Origin of the sequence: Flavobacterium sp. (genome assembly GCF_024710485.1) — a bacterium.
Taxonomy (GTDB): Bacteria; Bacteroidota; Bacteroidia; order Flavobacteriales; family Flavobacteriaceae; genus Flavobacterium.
On the sequence record NZ_JANJUQ010000032.1, the window covers coordinates 84,632 to 101,265 of the forward strand.

At 38.3% G+C, this 16,634-nt stretch carries 18 protein-coding genes; 14 read left to right on the plus strand and 4 right to left on the minus strand.

The window, feature by feature from the left end:
- Nucleotides 1-3 precede the first annotated feature (3 nt).
- On the plus strand, nt 4-1,275 hold the full coding sequence (locus Q0M21_RS08410) for an adenylosuccinate synthase (protein ID WP_295336995.1): 1,272 nt from the start codon (nt 4-6) through the stop codon (nt 1,273-1,275).
- A gap of 35 nt (nt 1,276-1,310) precedes the next feature.
- On the opposite strand, the gene Q0M21_RS08415 is transcribed toward Q0M21_RS08410, so the two are convergent.
- Nucleotides 1,311-3,185 (minus strand): alpha-amylase family protein, encoded by a 1,875-nt coding sequence (locus Q0M21_RS08415; protein ID WP_295336997.1) that lies wholly within the window; start codon nt 3,183-3,185, stop codon nt 1,311-1,313.
- Nucleotides 3,186-3,356: 171 nt separating this feature from the next.
- On the opposite strand from Q0M21_RS08415, the gene Q0M21_RS08420 reads away from it, so the two are divergent.
- The 5 genes from Q0M21_RS08420 to rlmH all read left to right on the plus strand — a co-directional run bounded on the left by Q0M21_RS08420 (nt 3,357) and on the right by rlmH (nt 9,154).
- Nucleotides 3,357-5,051: an OstA-like protein gene (locus tag Q0M21_RS08420; RefSeq protein ID WP_295337000.1), complete on the plus strand. Its 1,695-nt coding sequence runs from the start codon at nt 3,357-3,359 to the stop codon at nt 5,049-5,051.
- A 57-nt stretch (nt 5,052-5,108) separates the two neighbouring features.
- Complete coding sequence (locus Q0M21_RS08425) at nt 5,109-6,293, plus strand: aspartate aminotransferase family protein (protein WP_295337002.1); 1,185 nt, start codon at nt 5,109-5,111, stop codon at nt 6,291-6,293.
- Between the two features lie 169 nt (nt 6,294-6,462).
- Nucleotides 6,463-7,863, plus strand: a complete 1,401-nt coding sequence (locus Q0M21_RS08430; protein ID WP_295337004.1) for a tetratricopeptide repeat protein — start codon at nt 6,463-6,465, stop codon at nt 7,861-7,863.
- Nucleotides 7,864-8,604 (plus strand): shikimate dehydrogenase, encoded by a 741-nt coding sequence (locus Q0M21_RS08435; protein WP_295337007.1) that lies wholly within the window; start codon nt 7,864-7,866, stop codon nt 8,602-8,604.
- A gap of 76 nt (nt 8,605-8,680) precedes the next feature.
- Complete coding sequence (rlmH, locus tag Q0M21_RS08440) at nt 8,681-9,154, plus strand: 23S rRNA (pseudouridine(1915)-N(3))-methyltransferase RlmH (RefSeq protein WP_295337010.1); 474 nt, start codon at nt 8,681-8,683, stop codon at nt 9,152-9,154.
- 39 nt (nt 9,155-9,193) lie between these two features.
- On the opposite strand, the gene Q0M21_RS08445 is transcribed toward rlmH, so the two are convergent.
- Together Q0M21_RS08445 and folP are read right to left on the minus strand one after the other, a co-directional pair.
- Nucleotides 9,194-9,823: a hypothetical protein gene (locus tag Q0M21_RS08445; protein WP_295337013.1), complete on the minus strand. Its 630-nt coding sequence runs from the start codon at nt 9,821-9,823 to the stop codon at nt 9,194-9,196.
- 16 nt (nt 9,824-9,839) lie between these two features.
- On the minus strand, nt 9,840-10,670 hold the full coding sequence (folP, locus tag Q0M21_RS08450; protein ID WP_295337015.1) for a dihydropteroate synthase: 831 nt from the start codon (nt 10,668-10,670) through the stop codon (nt 9,840-9,842).
- Between the two features lie 135 nt (nt 10,671-10,805).
- Here folP and Q0M21_RS08455 point away from each other — a divergent pair, with 135 nt between their 5' ends.
- From Q0M21_RS08455 to Q0M21_RS08490, 8 genes are all read left to right on the plus strand, one after another.
- Nucleotides 10,806-11,348, plus strand: a complete 543-nt coding sequence (locus Q0M21_RS08455; protein WP_295337018.1) for a DUF1599 domain-containing protein — start codon at nt 10,806-10,808, stop codon at nt 11,346-11,348.
- Nucleotides 11,349-11,422: 74 nt separating this feature from the next.
- Nucleotides 11,423-12,514, plus strand: a complete 1,092-nt coding sequence (locus Q0M21_RS08460; protein WP_295337020.1) for a MauE/DoxX family redox-associated membrane protein — start codon at nt 11,423-11,425, stop codon at nt 12,512-12,514.
- A 243-nt stretch (nt 12,515-12,757) separates the two neighbouring features.
- The gene (locus Q0M21_RS08465; protein WP_295337023.1) at nt 12,758-13,069 is read left to right on the plus strand and encodes a hypothetical protein; all 312 of its coding nucleotides are present in this window, start codon (nt 12,758-12,760) and stop codon (nt 13,067-13,069) included.
- Nucleotides 13,070-13,079: 10 nt separating this feature from the next.
- Nucleotides 13,080-13,577 (plus strand): TlpA disulfide reductase family protein, encoded by a 498-nt coding sequence (locus Q0M21_RS08470; protein ID WP_295337025.1) that lies wholly within the window; start codon nt 13,080-13,082, stop codon nt 13,575-13,577.
- Entirely contained in the window at nt 13,577-14,329 is a 753-nt protein-coding gene (gene tpiA, locus Q0M21_RS08475) for a triose-phosphate isomerase (protein ID WP_295337028.1), read from the plus strand. Before Q0M21_RS08470 ends, tpiA begins: the two co-directional genes overlap by 1 nt.
- Before the next feature lie 151 nt (nt 14,330-14,480).
- The gene (locus tag Q0M21_RS08480) at nt 14,481-14,948 is read left to right on the plus strand and encodes a hypothetical protein (protein WP_295337031.1); all 468 of its coding nucleotides are present in this window, start codon (nt 14,481-14,483) and stop codon (nt 14,946-14,948) included.
- A gap of 65 nt (nt 14,949-15,013) precedes the next feature.
- Nucleotides 15,014-15,847, plus strand: coding sequence for a 50S ribosomal protein L11 methyltransferase (prmA, locus tag Q0M21_RS08485; RefSeq protein WP_295337033.1), 834 nt, complete (start codon nt 15,014-15,016; stop codon nt 15,845-15,847).
- A 57-nt stretch (nt 15,848-15,904) separates the two neighbouring features.
- The gene (locus Q0M21_RS08490) at nt 15,905-16,180 is read left to right on the plus strand and encodes an ATP-dependent Clp protease adaptor ClpS (RefSeq protein WP_295337035.1); all 276 of its coding nucleotides are present in this window, start codon (nt 15,905-15,907) and stop codon (nt 16,178-16,180) included.
- Between the two features lie 11 nt (nt 16,181-16,191).
- Here Q0M21_RS08490 and Q0M21_RS08495 read toward each other — a convergent pair whose 3' ends face one another.
- A complete protein-coding gene (locus Q0M21_RS08495; RefSeq protein ID WP_295337037.1) occupies nt 16,192-16,620 on the minus strand; it encodes a hypothetical protein in 429 nt (142 codons plus the stop codon).
- Nucleotides 16,621-16,634: the final 14 nt, after the last annotated feature.

Consider the following 16,634-nt stretch of genomic DNA (forward strand, 5'->3'; position numbering starts at 1 on the left):
ACAATGACTGTAGATTTACTACTCGGATTACAATGGGGCGATGAAGGAAAAGGAAAAATTGTTGATGTACTGACTTCAAAGTACGACATCATTGCGCGTTTCCAAGGCGGTCCCAACGCCGGACACACTTTAGAATTTGATGGCATCAAACACGTATTGAGAACCATTCCTTCAGGGATTTTCCACAGCAACAACATCAATATTATCGGAAACGGCGTCGTAATTGACCCTGTAGTTTTTAAAAGTGAAATCGATGGCTTAGCCAAATTCAACCTGGATTTGAAATCGAAATTGATTATTTCCAGAAAAGCACATTTGATTTTACCAACACACCGTTTATTAGATGCGGCTTCAGAAGCGGCTAAAGGGAAAGCCAAAATTGGTTCAACCTTAAAAGGTATCGGACCAACTTATATGGACAAAACCGGGCGTAATGGTATTCGCGTAGGCGATATCGAACTGGCCGACTTCAAAGAAAGATACCGCGCTTTAGCCGACAAGCACGAAGCGATGATTGCGTTTTACGATGTAAACATCCAATACAACTTACCTGAATTAGAGAAAGAATTCTTTGAAGCGATAGAAGATTTGAAGAAACTCACTTTCATCGACAGTGAAGAATATTTGGCACAAGCTCAAAAAGAAGGCAAGTCTATTCTTTGCGAAGGCGCTCAAGGTTCCTTGTTAGACGTTGACTTCGGAACGTATCCGTTTGTAACCTCTTCTAATACCACAGCAGCCGGCGCTTGTACCGGTTTGGGCATTGCACCTAACAAAATCAAAGAAGTGTACGGTATTTTCAAAGCTTACACCACTCGTGTAGGTTCCGGACCATTCCCAACAGAAGATTTTGGCGAAGATGGCGACATTATGGCTAAAGTGGGTAACGAGTTCGGCTCGGTAACCGGCAGAAAAAGACGATGCGGTTGGTTAGATTTAGTGGCTTTAAAATACGCTATTCAAATTAACGGCGTAACCCAATTGATGATGATGAAAGGCGATGTCCTTTCAGGCTTTGATACGCTTAAAGTTTGTACCGCTTACAACTACAAAGGTGAAGTGATTCACCATTTGCCTTACAATATAGAAGAAGAAAACGTAACGCCGATATATACTGAATTCAAAGGTTGGCAGGCCGATTTAACCGGAATGACGACTTATGATGCGCTACCGATAGAATTAAAAGAGTATATCGAATTCATAGAAAGAGAAGTCGAAGTACCAATAAAAATAGTTTCGGTTGGACCGGATAGAAAACAAACGATAACGCGATAATTAAAAAACCCTTTCATTACTGAAAGGGTTTCTTTTTATAATTTAAAGATAAACGATTCGCTTGGTTTGATATTTAAGTGAATAGTCCCTTTACCGTTAACCACATTAAGCACTTTACTGCTACCGTACAATTGGTCTTGTACCGTATAACTGCCATCGGCTAATTTCCAACTGGCAATCAAATCATTAGGAATCACTAAGTCAATTTTACTGGTGGTAACCCAAGAAAAATTGGCTACAACTATCAACTTTTCCTCTTCGCTGTAACGCACGAAAGAATACAATCCCTGATCGTAATTTTGAGTTTCTTTGCGATTCACAGATTGAATCTCTTGGAATTTCCCTAACATGGCGCTGCTCTTTAATGTAAAGTTGAGCAAACGACTGTAAAAATCCCGCAAGGCTTTTTCACTTTTGGAAAGTTGTCCACCATCAAATTTACCGCCATTCATCCAGCGTTGGTGATGAGGCACACCGATATAATCAAAAATAGAAGTTCTGGAACGTTTCCCAAAACCGGCATCTTCATTCCCCGGTTCACCAACTTCTTGACCGAAATAAATCATAGTTGGAGAAGAACTGATTGTTGCCGAAACTACCATAAGCGGTTTTCCTTTTTCAGGTGTGCCGGCAAATTCCGGACTGGCCAAACGCTGTTCATCGTGATTGTCTAAAAAATGTAGCATGTGATGTTCGATATCCGACATACTGTTTTGAATATCTGAAAGGGCATCCGGTAAGGCATTCCCTTTAATCACCGCTTTCAAATGATCGTACGTTTCTACTTTATCGTATAGATAATCCATTTTACCCAACTTGATATAATTGCGGTATTCCTTCGGATTGTAAACTTCAGCCAACAAAAAGGCTTTAGGGTTTTTCATTTTGATACTCGAGTTCATATAACTCCAAAACTCATACGGCACCATTTCGGCCATGTCATAACGAAAACCGTCTACGCCTTTTTCAATCCAATACAAGGCAATATCACGAAATTTTTTCCAAGAATTCGGCACATCTTTGTCTTTCCAAAAAGCGTAATGCGCTGCATAATCCTTTTCGTCATATCCGGCAGGCAATTCCGGAAAATCTTTGGTGCCATCGGGTCTTACCCCATAATTTACTTTTACTGTTTCATACCAATCATTGATATCCGGTTTGGCCATACGCGAACCGTTGCCGGTCCACTTTGCCGGAAACTCATCAAATTTTCCATCACTTAAAGGATGGGCTTCACCGTTAAGCGGTTTGTAATCAGGTGATGTTGGCACTTGAAAAGGAGTATTCGGAATGTAATAGAAATTGTTGTCGCGGGCATATTCTACCGAAGTATCATCGTCGGCTCCAAAATCTTTTACCCCTTTCGGGTTGGTTAATCCTTTATAGTTACGTGCAATATGATTGGGCACAATATCGATTATCACTTTCAATCGATGTTTGTGTGAGCGTGAAATTAACGCTTCAAACTCCTCTAATCTTTTAGCCGGATTATCAGCCAAATCCGGATTTACATTATAATAATCTTTAACAGCATAAGGTGAACCGGCGCGACCTTTTACCACATCGGGATCATCGTTGGAAATACCGTATTTAGTGTAATCTCTAATTACATCATGATGTGGTACTCCGGTATACCAAATATGGGTAACGCCTAATTTTTTAATTTCCATCAAAGCAGTATCGGTAAAATCACTGAACTTCCCAACACCGTTTTCTTCTATAGTGCCCCAAGGTTTATTGGTGGTTTTCTTGTTACCGAACAAACGGGTAAAAACTTGGTACACGACATACTTTTGGGGCTTTTCTACAGCCTCTACTTTTTTCATCATTGGCACATTTTTATTGTTTTGTGCTACAGTTGCACTTATCGTACAACTTAAAGCCATAAGCAGTAAAAGTTTTGTTTTCATATCATATTATCCCAACAATTACAGCGTTGAGTGTTGTCACAAATATAAAGAAATGATTGTAATATGAACACCATAAATAATTCTTAATAAAGGCTTGTATTGCTGCTATTTTCATAAATTTGCCCACTCAATTCTTTAGAATTGAGCTGAAGGAATTAAAAATTCAACCATTTGAGAAAGTTACTTTTTTACATCGGATGTTGTTTATTAACCATAAATCTGGTTACAGCACAAAAGAAATCATCTACCATAAATGTAGAGTATTCTGATTTTGCCGATAGAAATCAAGATGAAATCCCCGATGCCTTGTTACTCCGCGGCAATGTCAGAATTAGTCATGAAGGCGTAGTCTTTACTTGTAATAAGGCCTATTTTTTTGAAAAAGAAAACTACCTCAAAGCTTTCGGCGATGTCCAAATGGTGCAAGGCGATACGCTTTTCCTAAACAGTAAATACGCCGAATACAATGGCGAGATCAAGCAAGCCTATGCTACCGGAAACGTAGTGATGCGTTCTCCCGAATCGAGATTGGTGACCGATACCATCAACTTCGATCGCAATACCCAAGAGGCTTTTTACAATACGTACGGTACCATTACCAACCGAGAAAACACTTTAAAGAGTAAATCAGGACGTTATTATGCTAATGAGAAAAAGTTTCGTTTTTTAACCGCTGTAACCATTACCAATCCGAAATACACAATCAAATCGAATCACTTGGATTATTACACCAATTCGGGTCACTCCTATTTGTTTGGGCCGTCAACCATAACCAGTAAAGAGAATTTTATTTATACCGAAAAAGGATTTTACGACACTAAGAAGAATTTGGCCTATTTCAAACGAAAATCCTACATCAAATATAAGGACCGACGCATTGAAGGCGACAGTTTGTATTACGATAGAAACCGGGAGTATGCATCGGCTACCAACAATGTTAAAATAACCGATTCGATTAACAAAGGCTTAATCAAAGGGCATTACGCCGAAATTTATCGCAATCTGAAAACCCAAAAAGATTCGATGATGATTACCAAAAGAGCCGTTGCCATTACTTTGGTAGAAAATGACTCGATGTATGTACACGGTAAAAAAATGATTATCACTGGAAAACCGGGCGAACGTATCGTTAGAGCTTTTAACAACGTACGCTTTTACAAAACCGATATGAGCGGTAAATGCGATTCAATCCATTCTGACCAAAAAACAAATCTGACCAAACTCATCAAAAATCCGATTCTTTGGAACTATGAAAACCAGATGACCGGCGATGTCATGCATCTTATCGGTAATAATAAAACGGAGAAATTGGATTCGCTTAAGGTGCTAAATAACGCTTTTATCATTTCAAAAGACACGCTCAGCACCGGTTACAATCAAGTGAAAGGGCAAAATCTATATGGAAAATTTGAAGACAATAAACTGCGGGAAGTCGACATCATTAAAAACACCGAAGTCATTTACTACATGCGAAATGACCAGCAAGAGCTAATCGGCATCAACAAAAGCGTCAGCAGTAAAATCAACATGGTTTTGGATAAAAATACTATCGAAACCATCACCAATTTCAACCAAATTGACGGCGATATTTATCCCGAGAAAGATTTGCCTGAAAACGCCCGAAAATTGAGAGGATTTATATGGCGCGGCGATGAACGCATTAAGTCGAAAGACGATATTTTCCCTGTGGAAGAAAACGAATTAGACGCCAAAATTCAAACCGAACGCAAAGCCGAAATGGATCAGGACAACAAACCGCTTTTGCCTTCCAAAGAAACCTTGGATTACGATAAAAACAATCCAAATCCGAGAGCCAAAGCCGCCAAAAAAGAAAAAGAGAACGGGGCAAAACCCAAGGTACAATAGTCTCAGCTTTCAGTCTCATTTCATGACCGATAACTGACAACTGACAACCTACATATCATGAAAGAAGATTTTTTAAAATACCAAGCGCAAACTTCACCCTATCCGTTAGGCATGGAAGTATCACATGCTGTTGGTTCTTACATTTACGACACTCATAATAAAAAATACCTCGATTTTGTAGCCGGTGTTTCCGCTTGTTCGTTAGGGCACCAACATCCGCGAGTAAATCAGGCCATCATCGACCAATTGAACAAGTATTCGCATGTAATGGTTTACGGTGAATACGCCCAACATCCGGCTGTAGCTTACTGTAAATTATTGGTCGAACATTTACCGCCGAGTTTGAACAAAATCTATTTGGTCAACTCCGGTACAGAAGCTTGCGAAGGTGCTCTGAAATTAGTGCGACGCGTGACCAGAAGAAGCCAATTGATTTCGTGTCACAACGCCTACCACGGCAACACGATGGGTTCGATGAGTGTAATGGGTTTTGAAGAACGCAAGCAAATTTTTCGTCCTTTGATTCCGGATGTCGATTTCATTACGTTTAACAATGAAGCCGATTTAGAAAAAATCACCACCAAAACCGCCGGAATTATTTTGGAAAGCATCCAAGGCGGAGCCGGTTTTATTGAGCCGAAAAATGATTTCTTGGCTAAGGTCAAAAAACGCTGCGAGGAAGTCGGCGCTCTGATGATTATAGACGAAATCCAACCCGGATTTGGTCGTACCGGAAAATTATTCGGTTTTGAAAACTACAATGTGGTACCCGATGTAGTGATTATAGGTAAAGGTATGGCCGGCGGTATGCCCGTGGGTGGATTTATTGCCAATGAAAAACACATGGATTTGTTGAGTCACGACCCGAAATTAGGACACATTACCACTTTTGGCGGACATCCTGTCATAGCGGCAGCCAGCTTGGCTACTTTACAAGAAGTGCTGGAAAAAGACTATGCACAACAATCTTTAGCCAAAGAAAAGCTATTCCGAGAACTTTTGGTACATCCTTTGATAACCGAAATAAGAGGACGAGGCTTAATGTTGGCGGCTATGACCAGCGACCCGGAAATTACCAACCAAGTCATTTTCAAATGCCAAGACAAAGGATTGATTTTGTTTTGGTTGTTGTTTGAAGGTTGTGCCATCAGAATTACGCCGCCGCTCACCATTTCTGAAGACGAAATCAGAGAAGGTTGCGCCATCATCCTTGAAGCAATGAATGAGATAGTTTCAGGTTAAAAAGTGGCAAGTTGCGAGTTTAAAAACGTCTTTAGAACCCGAAACCTTGAACCCGAAACGCGAAACCAAAAAAATGTTAATTAAATTGTTTACAACAATCAATTAGCCCAACAATAATACAAACCCCATTTCCCTAATTTTATTAAGGATAATTTTAACACCTACCGGTATGCACTTGGATCACGACGAAGAAGACTACAACTTATCCTTAGCGAAATTTGAATCGATGTTGAAAACCAACAAAGTTTTATTTTTCGATTCAGAGGAATTTGAGGAAATCATTCTGCATTACCTCGACATGGGAAAAGCTACTTTGGCCAAAAAAGCCTTGAAGTTAGGACTGGAACAACACCCTAAATCTACCGGATTAAAATTAGTGCAAGTAGAAATGTTGGTGTACGAAGACAAATTGGATCAGGCAGAAAAATTACTCAACGAATTGTACGCCATTGAACCTACCAACGAAGAAATTTTTATCCAAAAAGCCAATATTTATTCCAAAAGAGACAATCACGAAAAGGCGGTTGAATTTTTACAAACCGCTCTAATCTACACGGAAGACCTTGCCGATGTGTACAACTTAATCGGGATGGAATATCTTTTTATGGACAATTTGGAATTGGCCAAAGAAAACTTCATCAAATGTTTGGAAGAAGATTTTGAAGACCAATCGGCTCTTTACAATGTAGTGTATTGTTTTGAGTTTTTAGACCAAAATTTAGAAGCCATTGAATACCTTAAAACGTATATCGACCGCAACCCTTACAGCGAAATTGCCTGGCACCAATCCGGACGTTTGTATTACGGTGTAAAGGATTATGAAAATGCAGTTCGTTCGTTTGAATTTGCTACTTATATAGATGATGAATTTTTGGGTGCTTTCATGGAAAAAGGGAAAGCCTTGGAGCGTTTAAAACGATACGATGAAGCCATCGAAAGCTATAAACGTACAATAGAGTTAGACGATCCGACTTCCTACGCCTTATTGCGCATCGGAAAATGTTATGAGAAACTAGGCAACAAAGTCGAAGCCTTAAAATATTTCAACAAAACTGTACACGAAGATCCACTTTTAGACAAAGGTTGGATTGCGATTACCGATTTTTATGTGCGTCAAAAAAATTACCAAAAAGCCTTGTTTTATGTCAATAAAGCCTTGGCCATAGACGATCAAAATCGTTTGTATTGGAAGCGTTTTGCGACCATCAACAAGGCCATGAATTTGTTTGAAGAAGCCGAATTTGGTTACCGAAAAGCTGTAGAGTTTGGCGATTACCAATTGGACACTTGGTTGTTTTGGGTAGACATGATGCAAAACATGGGCGAAACCAATAATGCGATACTGACCTTGATTCAGGCTTCGGAATATTTTCCGGAAGAGTGTGAGATTGAATACCGATTAGCCGGACTGCATTTCTCTTTACACGAAGAAGAAAAAGGCAATTTCCATTTGAGCAACGGCTTACGTTTAAACTCTAAACACAGCACCATTTTAGCAGAATTATTTCCTAGAATTTGGGAGAGATCATCGGTACAAGAGTATATTGCCAAACATCAAAAACCGGAATAAATGTCGAAGAGACAGTTTGGTCTGATTGGGAAAAACATTGCCTATTCATTTTCCAAAAAGTACTTTACCGAAAAGTTTGCTTTGGGTCATTTGGAGGATTGTACATATGACAACTTTGACATCCAATCGATAGAAGCATTTCCGACCATTATTGCTGACAATCCGGAATTAAAAGGATTGAATGTAACCATTCCGTATAAAGAAGCGGTGATTCCCTATTTGGACCAATTGTCTGATAAAGCCGCTAAAATTGGAGCGGTTAATGTGATTCGGTTTACCAAAAAAGGAAATCTAAAAGGCTACAACTCGGATTATTATGGCTTTATGAAATCTTTGGAACCTTTACTCCAATCCTACCATCAAAAAGCGCTTATTCTAGGAACCGGCGGCGCTGCCAAAGCCGTGGCTTTTGCTTTAGAACAACTTGGTCTATTATACACTTTTGTTTCTCGTGAAGTCGGAGCTAACTGTATCCACTACGACCAAATCAACGCAACCACTTTCGACCATTACCAAATTATCATCAACTGCACGCCATTAGGAACGAGTCCGAATATTGAGGCCTTTCCTCCTATTCCTTACGACTATTTTACTGACAAACACATTGCCTTCGATTTGATTTACAATCCGGAAGAAACGACATTTCTGAAAAATGCCAAACAACAAGGCGCCATTACCAAAAACGGTTACGAAATGTTAGTATTACAGGCGGAAAAGGCTTGGAAAATTTGGAATAAATAGTTTCACCATGTAAGGCATTTAAGTTCGATTAAGACAGATAAAGAACTTATGACTTTTATGATTCAAATAAAGAATAATGAATATTAAGCTAATCGCCATTGGCAAAACCGACAACAAGGCTTTACAATCGTTAATTGACGATTACACCAAACGCTTGTCTTTTTACATCAAGTTTGATTTAGATATTATCCCCGATATCAAAAACGTTAAGAATCTTTCGGAAGCGCAACAAAAAGAGAAAGAAGGCGAATTGATTTTAGGCAAATTAACCCCGACCGATCAATTGATTTTACTGGATGAAAACGGTTCTACCTTTTCAAGCTTAGGTTTTTCGGATTACCTGCAAAAGAAAATGAATTCGGGTACGAAAACCTTAGTTTTTGTGATTGGCGGACCGTATGGCTTTAGCACTGAGGTTTACAAAAAAGCACAAGGCAAGGTCTCGCTTTCCGAAATGACTTTTTCGCATCAAATGGTTCGGTTATTCTTTATCGAACAATTGTATCGCGGTTTTACCATATTGCGCAACGAACCGTATCATCATCAATAAAAAGTACAAAGTACGAAGTTGGAAGTACGAAGTTAGAGTTTAGTAGATGTACTCGCGTTTGGTTTTGATGGTTACGCCTTTTTGCGTGATATTCAGATGCTTCAAAAACAATTTGTATTCGATGTATTTCCCAAACGACATGCCTTTGTCGAAAGAGAAATAAATTCTCGAATTCGGCATTTTGTTGATAAATTGTTCCAACTGATTTTTAGAAAAAACCAACTCGTCATAATGCACTAAGTCATTTCGGTCTAAATAAAAATGACGGATGTTAAAATCGGGTTTCTCCAATTTATAACGAATTTCAGTAAACGGCATGAACGCCAAATTTTTCTTTACAGTATCTGTGTAGGTGAAATAGTTTTCAGAAGCTTCATTTTTGTGAGCGCTTTTGTCTTTTTTATTTTGCAGTTTTTTAATCTCCAAAATCACTTTACGCAACGGCAAGCGCTTATCAATGTTAAACAGCCAATTGGTAGAACTGATAGAATTGTTTCGATTGACATTCACCACCGTATCCTTTTCATTGGCTTCGAAAAAGAAATAAATCGGAGAATGATCTTTCACTTCGGCTACTATTGTTTCTTGGGCAACCGGCAACAATACTTCTTTATCCTTACCGCAGGACAGCATGAGCAGTGAAAATAGTATTAAAGCAATTGGTTTCATTTTTGAAATTTGGGATTTAATTTTTAGCCATTAAACTTTGGTGCAATTTTACGCATTCTATCGCTTCTTTCACATCATGCACTCTTAAAATATTACTACCTTTTTGTAAAGCTATTGTATTGAGTACCGTGGTGCCGTTAAGCGCAAACTCGGCTGTAGTTTCTAAGGTTTTGTAAATCATTGATTTTCGGGAAATGCCGACTAATATTGGTAACTCCAAACGATCAAACAACTCTAAATTAGCCAACAGTTCAAAGTTTTGTTCGGTCGTTTTAGCAAAACCAAAACCCGGATCTATAATCAAATCGTTGATACCATAACTGCGAGCCAATGCTATTTTCTCTGAAAAATAAAATAATACTTCTTTAGTGATATTGTTGTATTGCGCCAAATTTTGCATGGTTTGCGGATTGCCTTTCATGTGCATCATGATGTACGGCACTTGAAACTCGGCTACCGTTTGCATCATTTGCTCGTCTAAACCACCGGCAGCAATATCGTTTACTATACAAGCACCTGCTTCCAAAGCAGCTTTGGCCACTTTGGCTCTAAAAGTATCGACAGAAATTAAGGCTTCAGGAAAATGTTGCAGTATGAGTTTCACAACCGGAACAAGTCGTTCGGTTTCTTCGACTTCCGAAACAAACTCGGCACTCGGCTTACTTGAATACGCACCAATATCGATGAAAGTTGCGCCTTCAGCCAGCATTTTTTCGGCCTGGTCCAGCAATGCATTGTTATTGGTATACTTGCCACCATCGTAAAAAGAATTAGGCGTTACATTCAAGATGCCCATCACTTTGGGAATCGTTAAATCGATTAGATTTCCGCGACAATTGATCGTCATTTTCCTATATGAGTTGTGGTTTGACTGACTTCCGTTAAAATATCCTTAAAACTGAAATTACTAAACTGAATTCATCCCTCGGCAATCAAAAAAATTCTTTACTTTTGGGAAAATTTGACACAAAGATACACTGAAATGAGTAATACTTCTCAAGAATATGATAAGGTAATCACAATTTGCCGACAACTGTACATCAACAAAATGAAAGACTATGGTAGCGCTTGGCGAATCTTGAGATTGCCGTCGTTAACCGACCAAATTTTTATCAAAGCACAACGCATTCGCAGTTTGCAACAAAATGACATCCGAAAAGTAGACGAAGACGAAAGCGGTGAATTCATCGGAATCATCAATTATTCGATTATGGCTTTAATCCAATTGGACTTGGGCGTAGTAGAACAACCTGATTTAGACTTAGCAAAAGCCATCGAGTTGTACGATTCAAAAGTGGCTTTAACCAAATCGCTAATGGAAGCCAAAAACCACGATTACGGCGAAGCTTGGCGTGAAATGCGCGTGAGTTCGTTGACCGATTTGATCCTGCAAAAACTACTGCGCGTCAAACAAATTGAAGATAACCAAGGCAAAACCATCGTTTCGGAAGGTATCGATGCTAATTATCAGGACATGATAAATTATTCGGTTTTTGCTTTAATTCTTATGAAATTCGGGCAATAAATTAAAAAGAACCGACTGAAATTTACCTTTTTTATTTTTTAAAAATTTACATTCTAACCTTAGAAATTTTAAAAATGAATACATCAAAAAACAACATCGCTTGGGGAATTCGAATTGTAATTTCGTTTTTGTTTTTACTTTCGGCTGTAGCCAAACTGTATCCGTCGCCTTATTTTGCCATTTCCACTTTTGAAGTCAAACAATTGTATCCAATGGGATTTTCAGAAGGATTTGCGCCATACTTTTCCAGAGTGCTGATTGGTATTGAATTGGCGCTGGGCTTTTTAATCTTACAGAAGAACTTTTTACGAAGCCTTATCATTCCGGCCACGATATTGTTATTGTTTGTTTTTACGGCTCATTTAACGATAGAAACCATTCAAAACGGCGGAAATTCGGGCAACTGCGGTTGCTTCGGAAGTTTGTTACCAATGACACCTATCGAGGCCATATTGAAAAACGTCGCTGCCATGGGGTTATTGGTATGGCTATTGTTCATCATGCCGAAAAATAACGAGAAAGGACATGATTTTTGGTTGCTGACTTCGGTAACCTTAGCGTCTATTTTAGCGTTGTTCATGCTAGCGCCTATCCAACCTATTGAAAGTGAATTTACGGTTTCGGAACCGGAAGAAACTGTAACAGACACCATAACAGCAACACCCGTTGACACAACCGCCACGCCAATCATAGTAAAAGACAGCGTTAAAAAAACGGAAGAAAAAAAACCGGAAGTAACTGCAGCAGTAAACGAACCACCAAAACACAAATCGGGTTACGCTCAGTATTTTTCACACATCGACAAAGGACGTAAAACACTCTGTTTCTTCGTTCCGGGTTGCGATCATTGCAGAGATGCCGCTAAAGAATTAACCGAATTGCGTAAGAAAACCAAAGATTTTCCGGAAATCTCCATTATTTTCATGAATGAAGAAGCCGATTTGATTCCGAATTTCTTCAAATACGCCGGTGCCGAATATCCGTATAAAATTATTGAAGTGATTCCGTTTTGGAAAGTACTTGGCTCGGGCAAAGATACTCCGGGTATCAAATATTTGTGGAATGGTAACGAATACAAATACTACTGGGGCATCACCGATAATAAATTTGACATCGTTGATTTTGAAACACTTATCAACAAACCTTATTCTGAATTGAAAAAATAAGAACTGTTCAGCAGCTTATTATGTTTGGGAATATCAAAACTCAAATTTATTTTAATATTTTTATACCATTGTTATGGCGAATTCCGCTGCTTAATTCGTTGTTGTTGAGTAAGCTATAAACTATGAATTACGAAAAGTTTTTAAATAAAACGCTCTGTTATTGGTCTTGACTCAACAGAACGGAATCATTTAGGCTAATTTTTTTTGAGAACCAATTGATTTTTTGACACTAAATACCACTTTATGATCAAATACATCATGTCAAAAAAAGACAATGAAAAAGCACTTTGGGGAATCCTTTTGAGCGTTATTGTCTTTGGTGTAGGCTATTATTTTTTGAATTATATAGCTACCTTAGAAGAGCCTCCTTTGGGCCATACTATCCACATTCTTATAGGCAGTACGCTTATGGCAGTAGCGTTTTTGGGCGTGGTACTTATCTTAAAATATCTTTATGACAAAAGAAAAAGAAAGAAAAGAAGAGAAAGCAAACGCCGCAAACACAAAATCGTTTTTTTAAAGAATCCTAAAGAAAAAATCAACTCGAATAGTTAAAAATTGAACCATGAAAAAAATTGCTGTTTTTATATTATCGGCTATAGCCAGTTTATCTTGCTCCAATGCCCAAGTTAAAGAATTTTCGAAAGAAACTATGACCAAAAAACTAGTACAAACCGATAACAGTCAAGTTTCCTTTAAAGACATTCTAAAAAAAAACAAAGGTAATGTTACCGTGATTGAAATTTGGGCTTCCTGGTGTGGCGACTGCGTTAAAGCCATGCCGAAGGTAAAAGAAATGCAAACCAATAATCCCAATGTGAATTATGTATTCATTTCTATGGACAAAGCCTACGACAAATGGTTGGCCGGAATAGACAAACATGAGCTCAAAGGCGACCATTATTGGGTAACCGACGGTATGAAAGGAGAATTCGGCAAGTCGATTGACGTAGATTGGATTCCGAGATATATCATCTTAGACAAGAATGGAAAAATCGTAACTTATCGCGCCATAGAAACCGACTTTGAATCGATTAATGCTACTTTAAAAACCCTAGAATAATGAGACAAAAAATTGTTGCCGGAAACTGGAAAATGAATAAAAATGCGGAAGAGACCGAAGATTTATTAAACGATTTAATCGACAAACTTCCTCAAGATATTGACGCACAAATTATAGTAGCACCAACGTTTATCAACTTAGCTTCTGCAGTTGATCATTTGGAATTTACCAATATTGCTGTAGCGGCTCAAAATATGCATCAAAATGAAAACGGAGCTTACACCGGAGAAGTTTCGGCCGATATGCTTAAAAGTGTTGGTGTAAACATCGTTATTTTAGGCCATTCCGAAAGAAGAGCTTACTTTCATGAAACCGACACCATTTTGGCTCAAAAAGTAACAACAGCTTTAAAACACGACATGACGGTGATTTTTTGCTTCGGGGAAGAGTTGAAAGACCGCCAAAACAACCAACATTTTAACGTAGTAGAAAACCAATTGCGCGATGGATTATTCCATATTGAAAATAACGATTGGGAAAAAATCATTTTGGCTTACGAACCGGTTTGGGCTATCGGCACCGGAGAAACCGCTTCGCCGGAACAAGCGCAAGAAATGCACGAGTTTATCAGAGAAACTATTAGAAAAAGATTCGGAAGTACTATTGCTGAAGAAGTTTCAATCCTATATGGCGGTAGCGTAAAACCGGAAAATGCACGAGAAATTTTTTCCAAACCCGATGTTGACGGCGGACTCATTGGTGGTGCCGCATTAAAAGCATCCGATTTTGCTGCTATTGTTAGCAGCATCTAATTACACCAACCTAAAAACAATTGAAGCCTTTCATTAATTTGAAAGGCTTTTTTTATAATAAATTGATGAAAACTGCATTTTATCGGTTTTATTTGTATTTTGTCGATTTTAAGTTTTATATTTACCACGTCACAAATCAAACAATATTACCATGAAATCAAAACTAATCATTGTTTTCTTATTGACTTGTATAGCTAACCTACACGCACAAGTCGATACTCAAAAGCGTTTCCAATCCGATTCGAGAAAATATTATGTTTGGAATACCGATTTCCAAAAATACGAATTGATAGAAACAGAATATGAGCATTCAGTCATTGACATTCGTGAAATAGGTTCCAAATCTAACGGCTATATCGTAATCAGCATGGTTGATAATGGTTTGGTTCGCCTTCATCACGGCTCCATCTACAACTTTACCAAAGACAGCGAAAATGAAGGAGCATGGTCTATTCAATCTAAATTAATTAGAGCGCGCTTGATTTACAATCCCAAAGAAAACACCATGACCTACATGTACGACAGCAACGATAAAAGATACAAAAAGTTAATGGTCTTTACCGTCGCACCCGATGAATTGCAAGATGCAAACCTAAAAAGCGTCGTAAAAATGGACTAAATTTCTTTTTGACAAATGCTTTCTATAAAGCTTTCGGATAATTACCTTTGTCAAAAATTACACTCATGTCAAATAGCTATCTTGGATATCATTTTACCATTGAACCTAAAGAAACAGGTTCCGAAATCTTAATTGCCGAATTAGGTGAAAAACCGTTTGAAAGTTTCATCGAAACCGAAGATGGTTTTAGTGCTTACATTCAAAAAGATTTGTGGACGGAAGATATTTTAGAAGATATTTATTTGCTGACTTCCCCGGAATTTAAAATCTCTTACACCATAGAGGAAATCGACCAAGTGAATTGGAACGAAGAATGGGAAAAAAACTTTGAACCCATTGATGTTGATGGTAAATGTCATGTACGCGCACCATTTCACCCGAAAACCGATGCCGAATTCGATATTGTAATCGAACCGAAAATGAGTTTCGGAACCGGTCATCACGAAACCACACACATGATGATCCAACATTTATTGGAAACCGATGTAGCCGGAATGAAAACACTTGACATGGGTTGCGGAACGGCCATTTTAGCCATCTTAGCCGAAATGAAAGGTGCTAAACCTATTGACGCGATCGACATCGACAATTGGTGTTATTTGAATTCCATCGAAAATGCAGAGCGCAATCATTGTAAAGAAATCACGGTTTATGAAGGCGATGCTGAATTGTTGAAAGGCAAAAAATACGACTTAATCATCGCCAACATCAATCGCAATATCTTGTTAAACGATATGCAACAATATGTGAATTGTTTGAATAAAGACGGTCTATTGTTATTGAGTGGTTTTTATACGGAAGACATTCCGTTTATTGATGCCAGTTGCACGGAAAAAGGATTGACCTTTGTGAAGCAATTCGAAAGAAATAATTGGGTCTCTCTGAAATACCACTATTAATTACACGTTACAAGTTTAGAAAATCGAATCCGAAACCTTAAACTCGAAACCGGAAAAATGAGCACGATAGAAAAAATACAAGAAGACGTTTTAGTCGAAGAACAAATCGGAACCAACAACGAAATTGTATTGTACAACGACGATGTAAATACTTTCGATCACGTTATCGATACATTAATTCGCGTATGCCAACACACTTCCGAACAAGCCGAGCAATGCGCTATTTTGGTACATTACAAAGGAAAATGCACGGTAAAAACCGGGCCATTCGATGAGTTAAAACCACAGTGTATCCAATTATTGGAAGCTGGTTTAAGTGCGGAAATCATCTAACGTTTCGGAAATTATCCTTTAAACTTCCAATCAAATTCGTCGTTATCTTTAATAATAGCGCCAATTTCCACGCGTACAACATCACCAAATTCGGCTTGTAAAATCAGCCAATTGCTTTCATTGAAATGATTTTCGAAAGAATCAAAATCTTCCGTTGACCACGATTTAAAAGGCAAGTCTGATTTAATCGCTTCTACAGGCTTACCAATTATATTTATCCCTAAAACCGTACTTTCCGGATGGGAACAAGCCATATAACCTAATCGAAAATCTTCATCTTCATAGAAAGTCAGACTCCACTTTTGGTCATTGTACAAATACAACACATTGCCGTCTTCGTCTTTGAACTGTTTTGAAGGCTTACCGTAAAGTGCTTCCACATGGTTTTGCTTCATACCGAAAAGAAGTTGGTCGATGCCGTTTTTAGGATTGATAATCATAATGCTACTAAATT

What these genes read in the sequence shown, in the direction of transcription:
- Q0M21_RS08495 (WP_295337037.1), bottom strand. Translation starts at nt 16,620, where the DNA reads ATGATTATCAATCCTAAAAACGGCATCGACCAACTTCTTTTCGGTATG.
- Q0M21_RS08460 (WP_295337020.1), top strand. Translation starts at nt 11,423, where the DNA reads ATGAATACATCAAAAAACAACATCGCTTGGGGAATTCGAATTGTAATT.
- Q0M21_RS08480 (WP_295337031.1), top strand. Translation starts at nt 14,481, where the DNA reads ATGAAATCAAAACTAATCATTGTTTTCTTATTGACTTGTATAGCTAAC.
- Q0M21_RS08465 (WP_295337023.1), top strand. Translation starts at nt 12,758, where the DNA reads ATGATCAAATACATCATGTCAAAAAAAGACAATGAAAAAGCACTTTGG.
- prmA (WP_295337033.1), top strand. Translation starts at nt 15,014, where the DNA reads ATGTCAAATAGCTATCTTGGATATCATTTTACCATTGAACCTAAAGAA.
- Q0M21_RS08445 (WP_295337013.1), bottom strand. Translation starts at nt 9,823, where the DNA reads ATGAAACCAATTGCTTTAATACTATTTTCACTGCTCATGCTGTCCTGC.
- Q0M21_RS08425 (WP_295337002.1), top strand. Translation starts at nt 5,109, where the DNA reads ATGAAAGAAGATTTTTTAAAATACCAAGCGCAAACTTCACCCTATCCG.
- tpiA (WP_295337028.1), top strand. Translation starts at nt 13,577, where the DNA reads ATGAGACAAAAAATTGTTGCCGGAAACTGGAAAATGAATAAAAATGCG.
- Q0M21_RS08490 (WP_295337035.1), top strand. Translation starts at nt 15,905, where the DNA reads ATGAGCACGATAGAAAAAATACAAGAAGACGTTTTAGTCGAAGAACAA.
- Q0M21_RS08410 (WP_295336995.1), top strand. Translation starts at nt 4, where the DNA reads ATGACTGTAGATTTACTACTCGGATTACAATGGGGCGATGAAGGAAAA.
- Q0M21_RS08455 (WP_295337018.1), top strand. Translation starts at nt 10,806, where the DNA reads ATGAGTAATACTTCTCAAGAATATGATAAGGTAATCACAATTTGCCGA.
- Q0M21_RS08470 (WP_295337025.1), top strand. Translation starts at nt 13,080, where the DNA reads ATGAAAAAAATTGCTGTTTTTATATTATCGGCTATAGCCAGTTTATCT.
- rlmH (WP_295337010.1), top strand. Translation starts at nt 8,681, where the DNA reads ATGAATATTAAGCTAATCGCCATTGGCAAAACCGACAACAAGGCTTTA.
- Q0M21_RS08415 (WP_295336997.1), bottom strand. Translation starts at nt 3,185, where the DNA reads ATGAAAACAAAACTTTTACTGCTTATGGCTTTAAGTTGTACGATAAGT.
- Q0M21_RS08430 (WP_295337004.1), top strand. Translation starts at nt 6,463, where the DNA reads ATGCACTTGGATCACGACGAAGAAGACTACAACTTATCCTTAGCGAAA.
- Q0M21_RS08435 (WP_295337007.1), top strand. Translation starts at nt 7,864, where the DNA reads ATGTCGAAGAGACAGTTTGGTCTGATTGGGAAAAACATTGCCTATTCA.
- folP (WP_295337015.1), bottom strand. Translation starts at nt 10,670, where the DNA reads ATGACGATCAATTGTCGCGGAAATCTAATCGATTTAACGATTCCCAAA.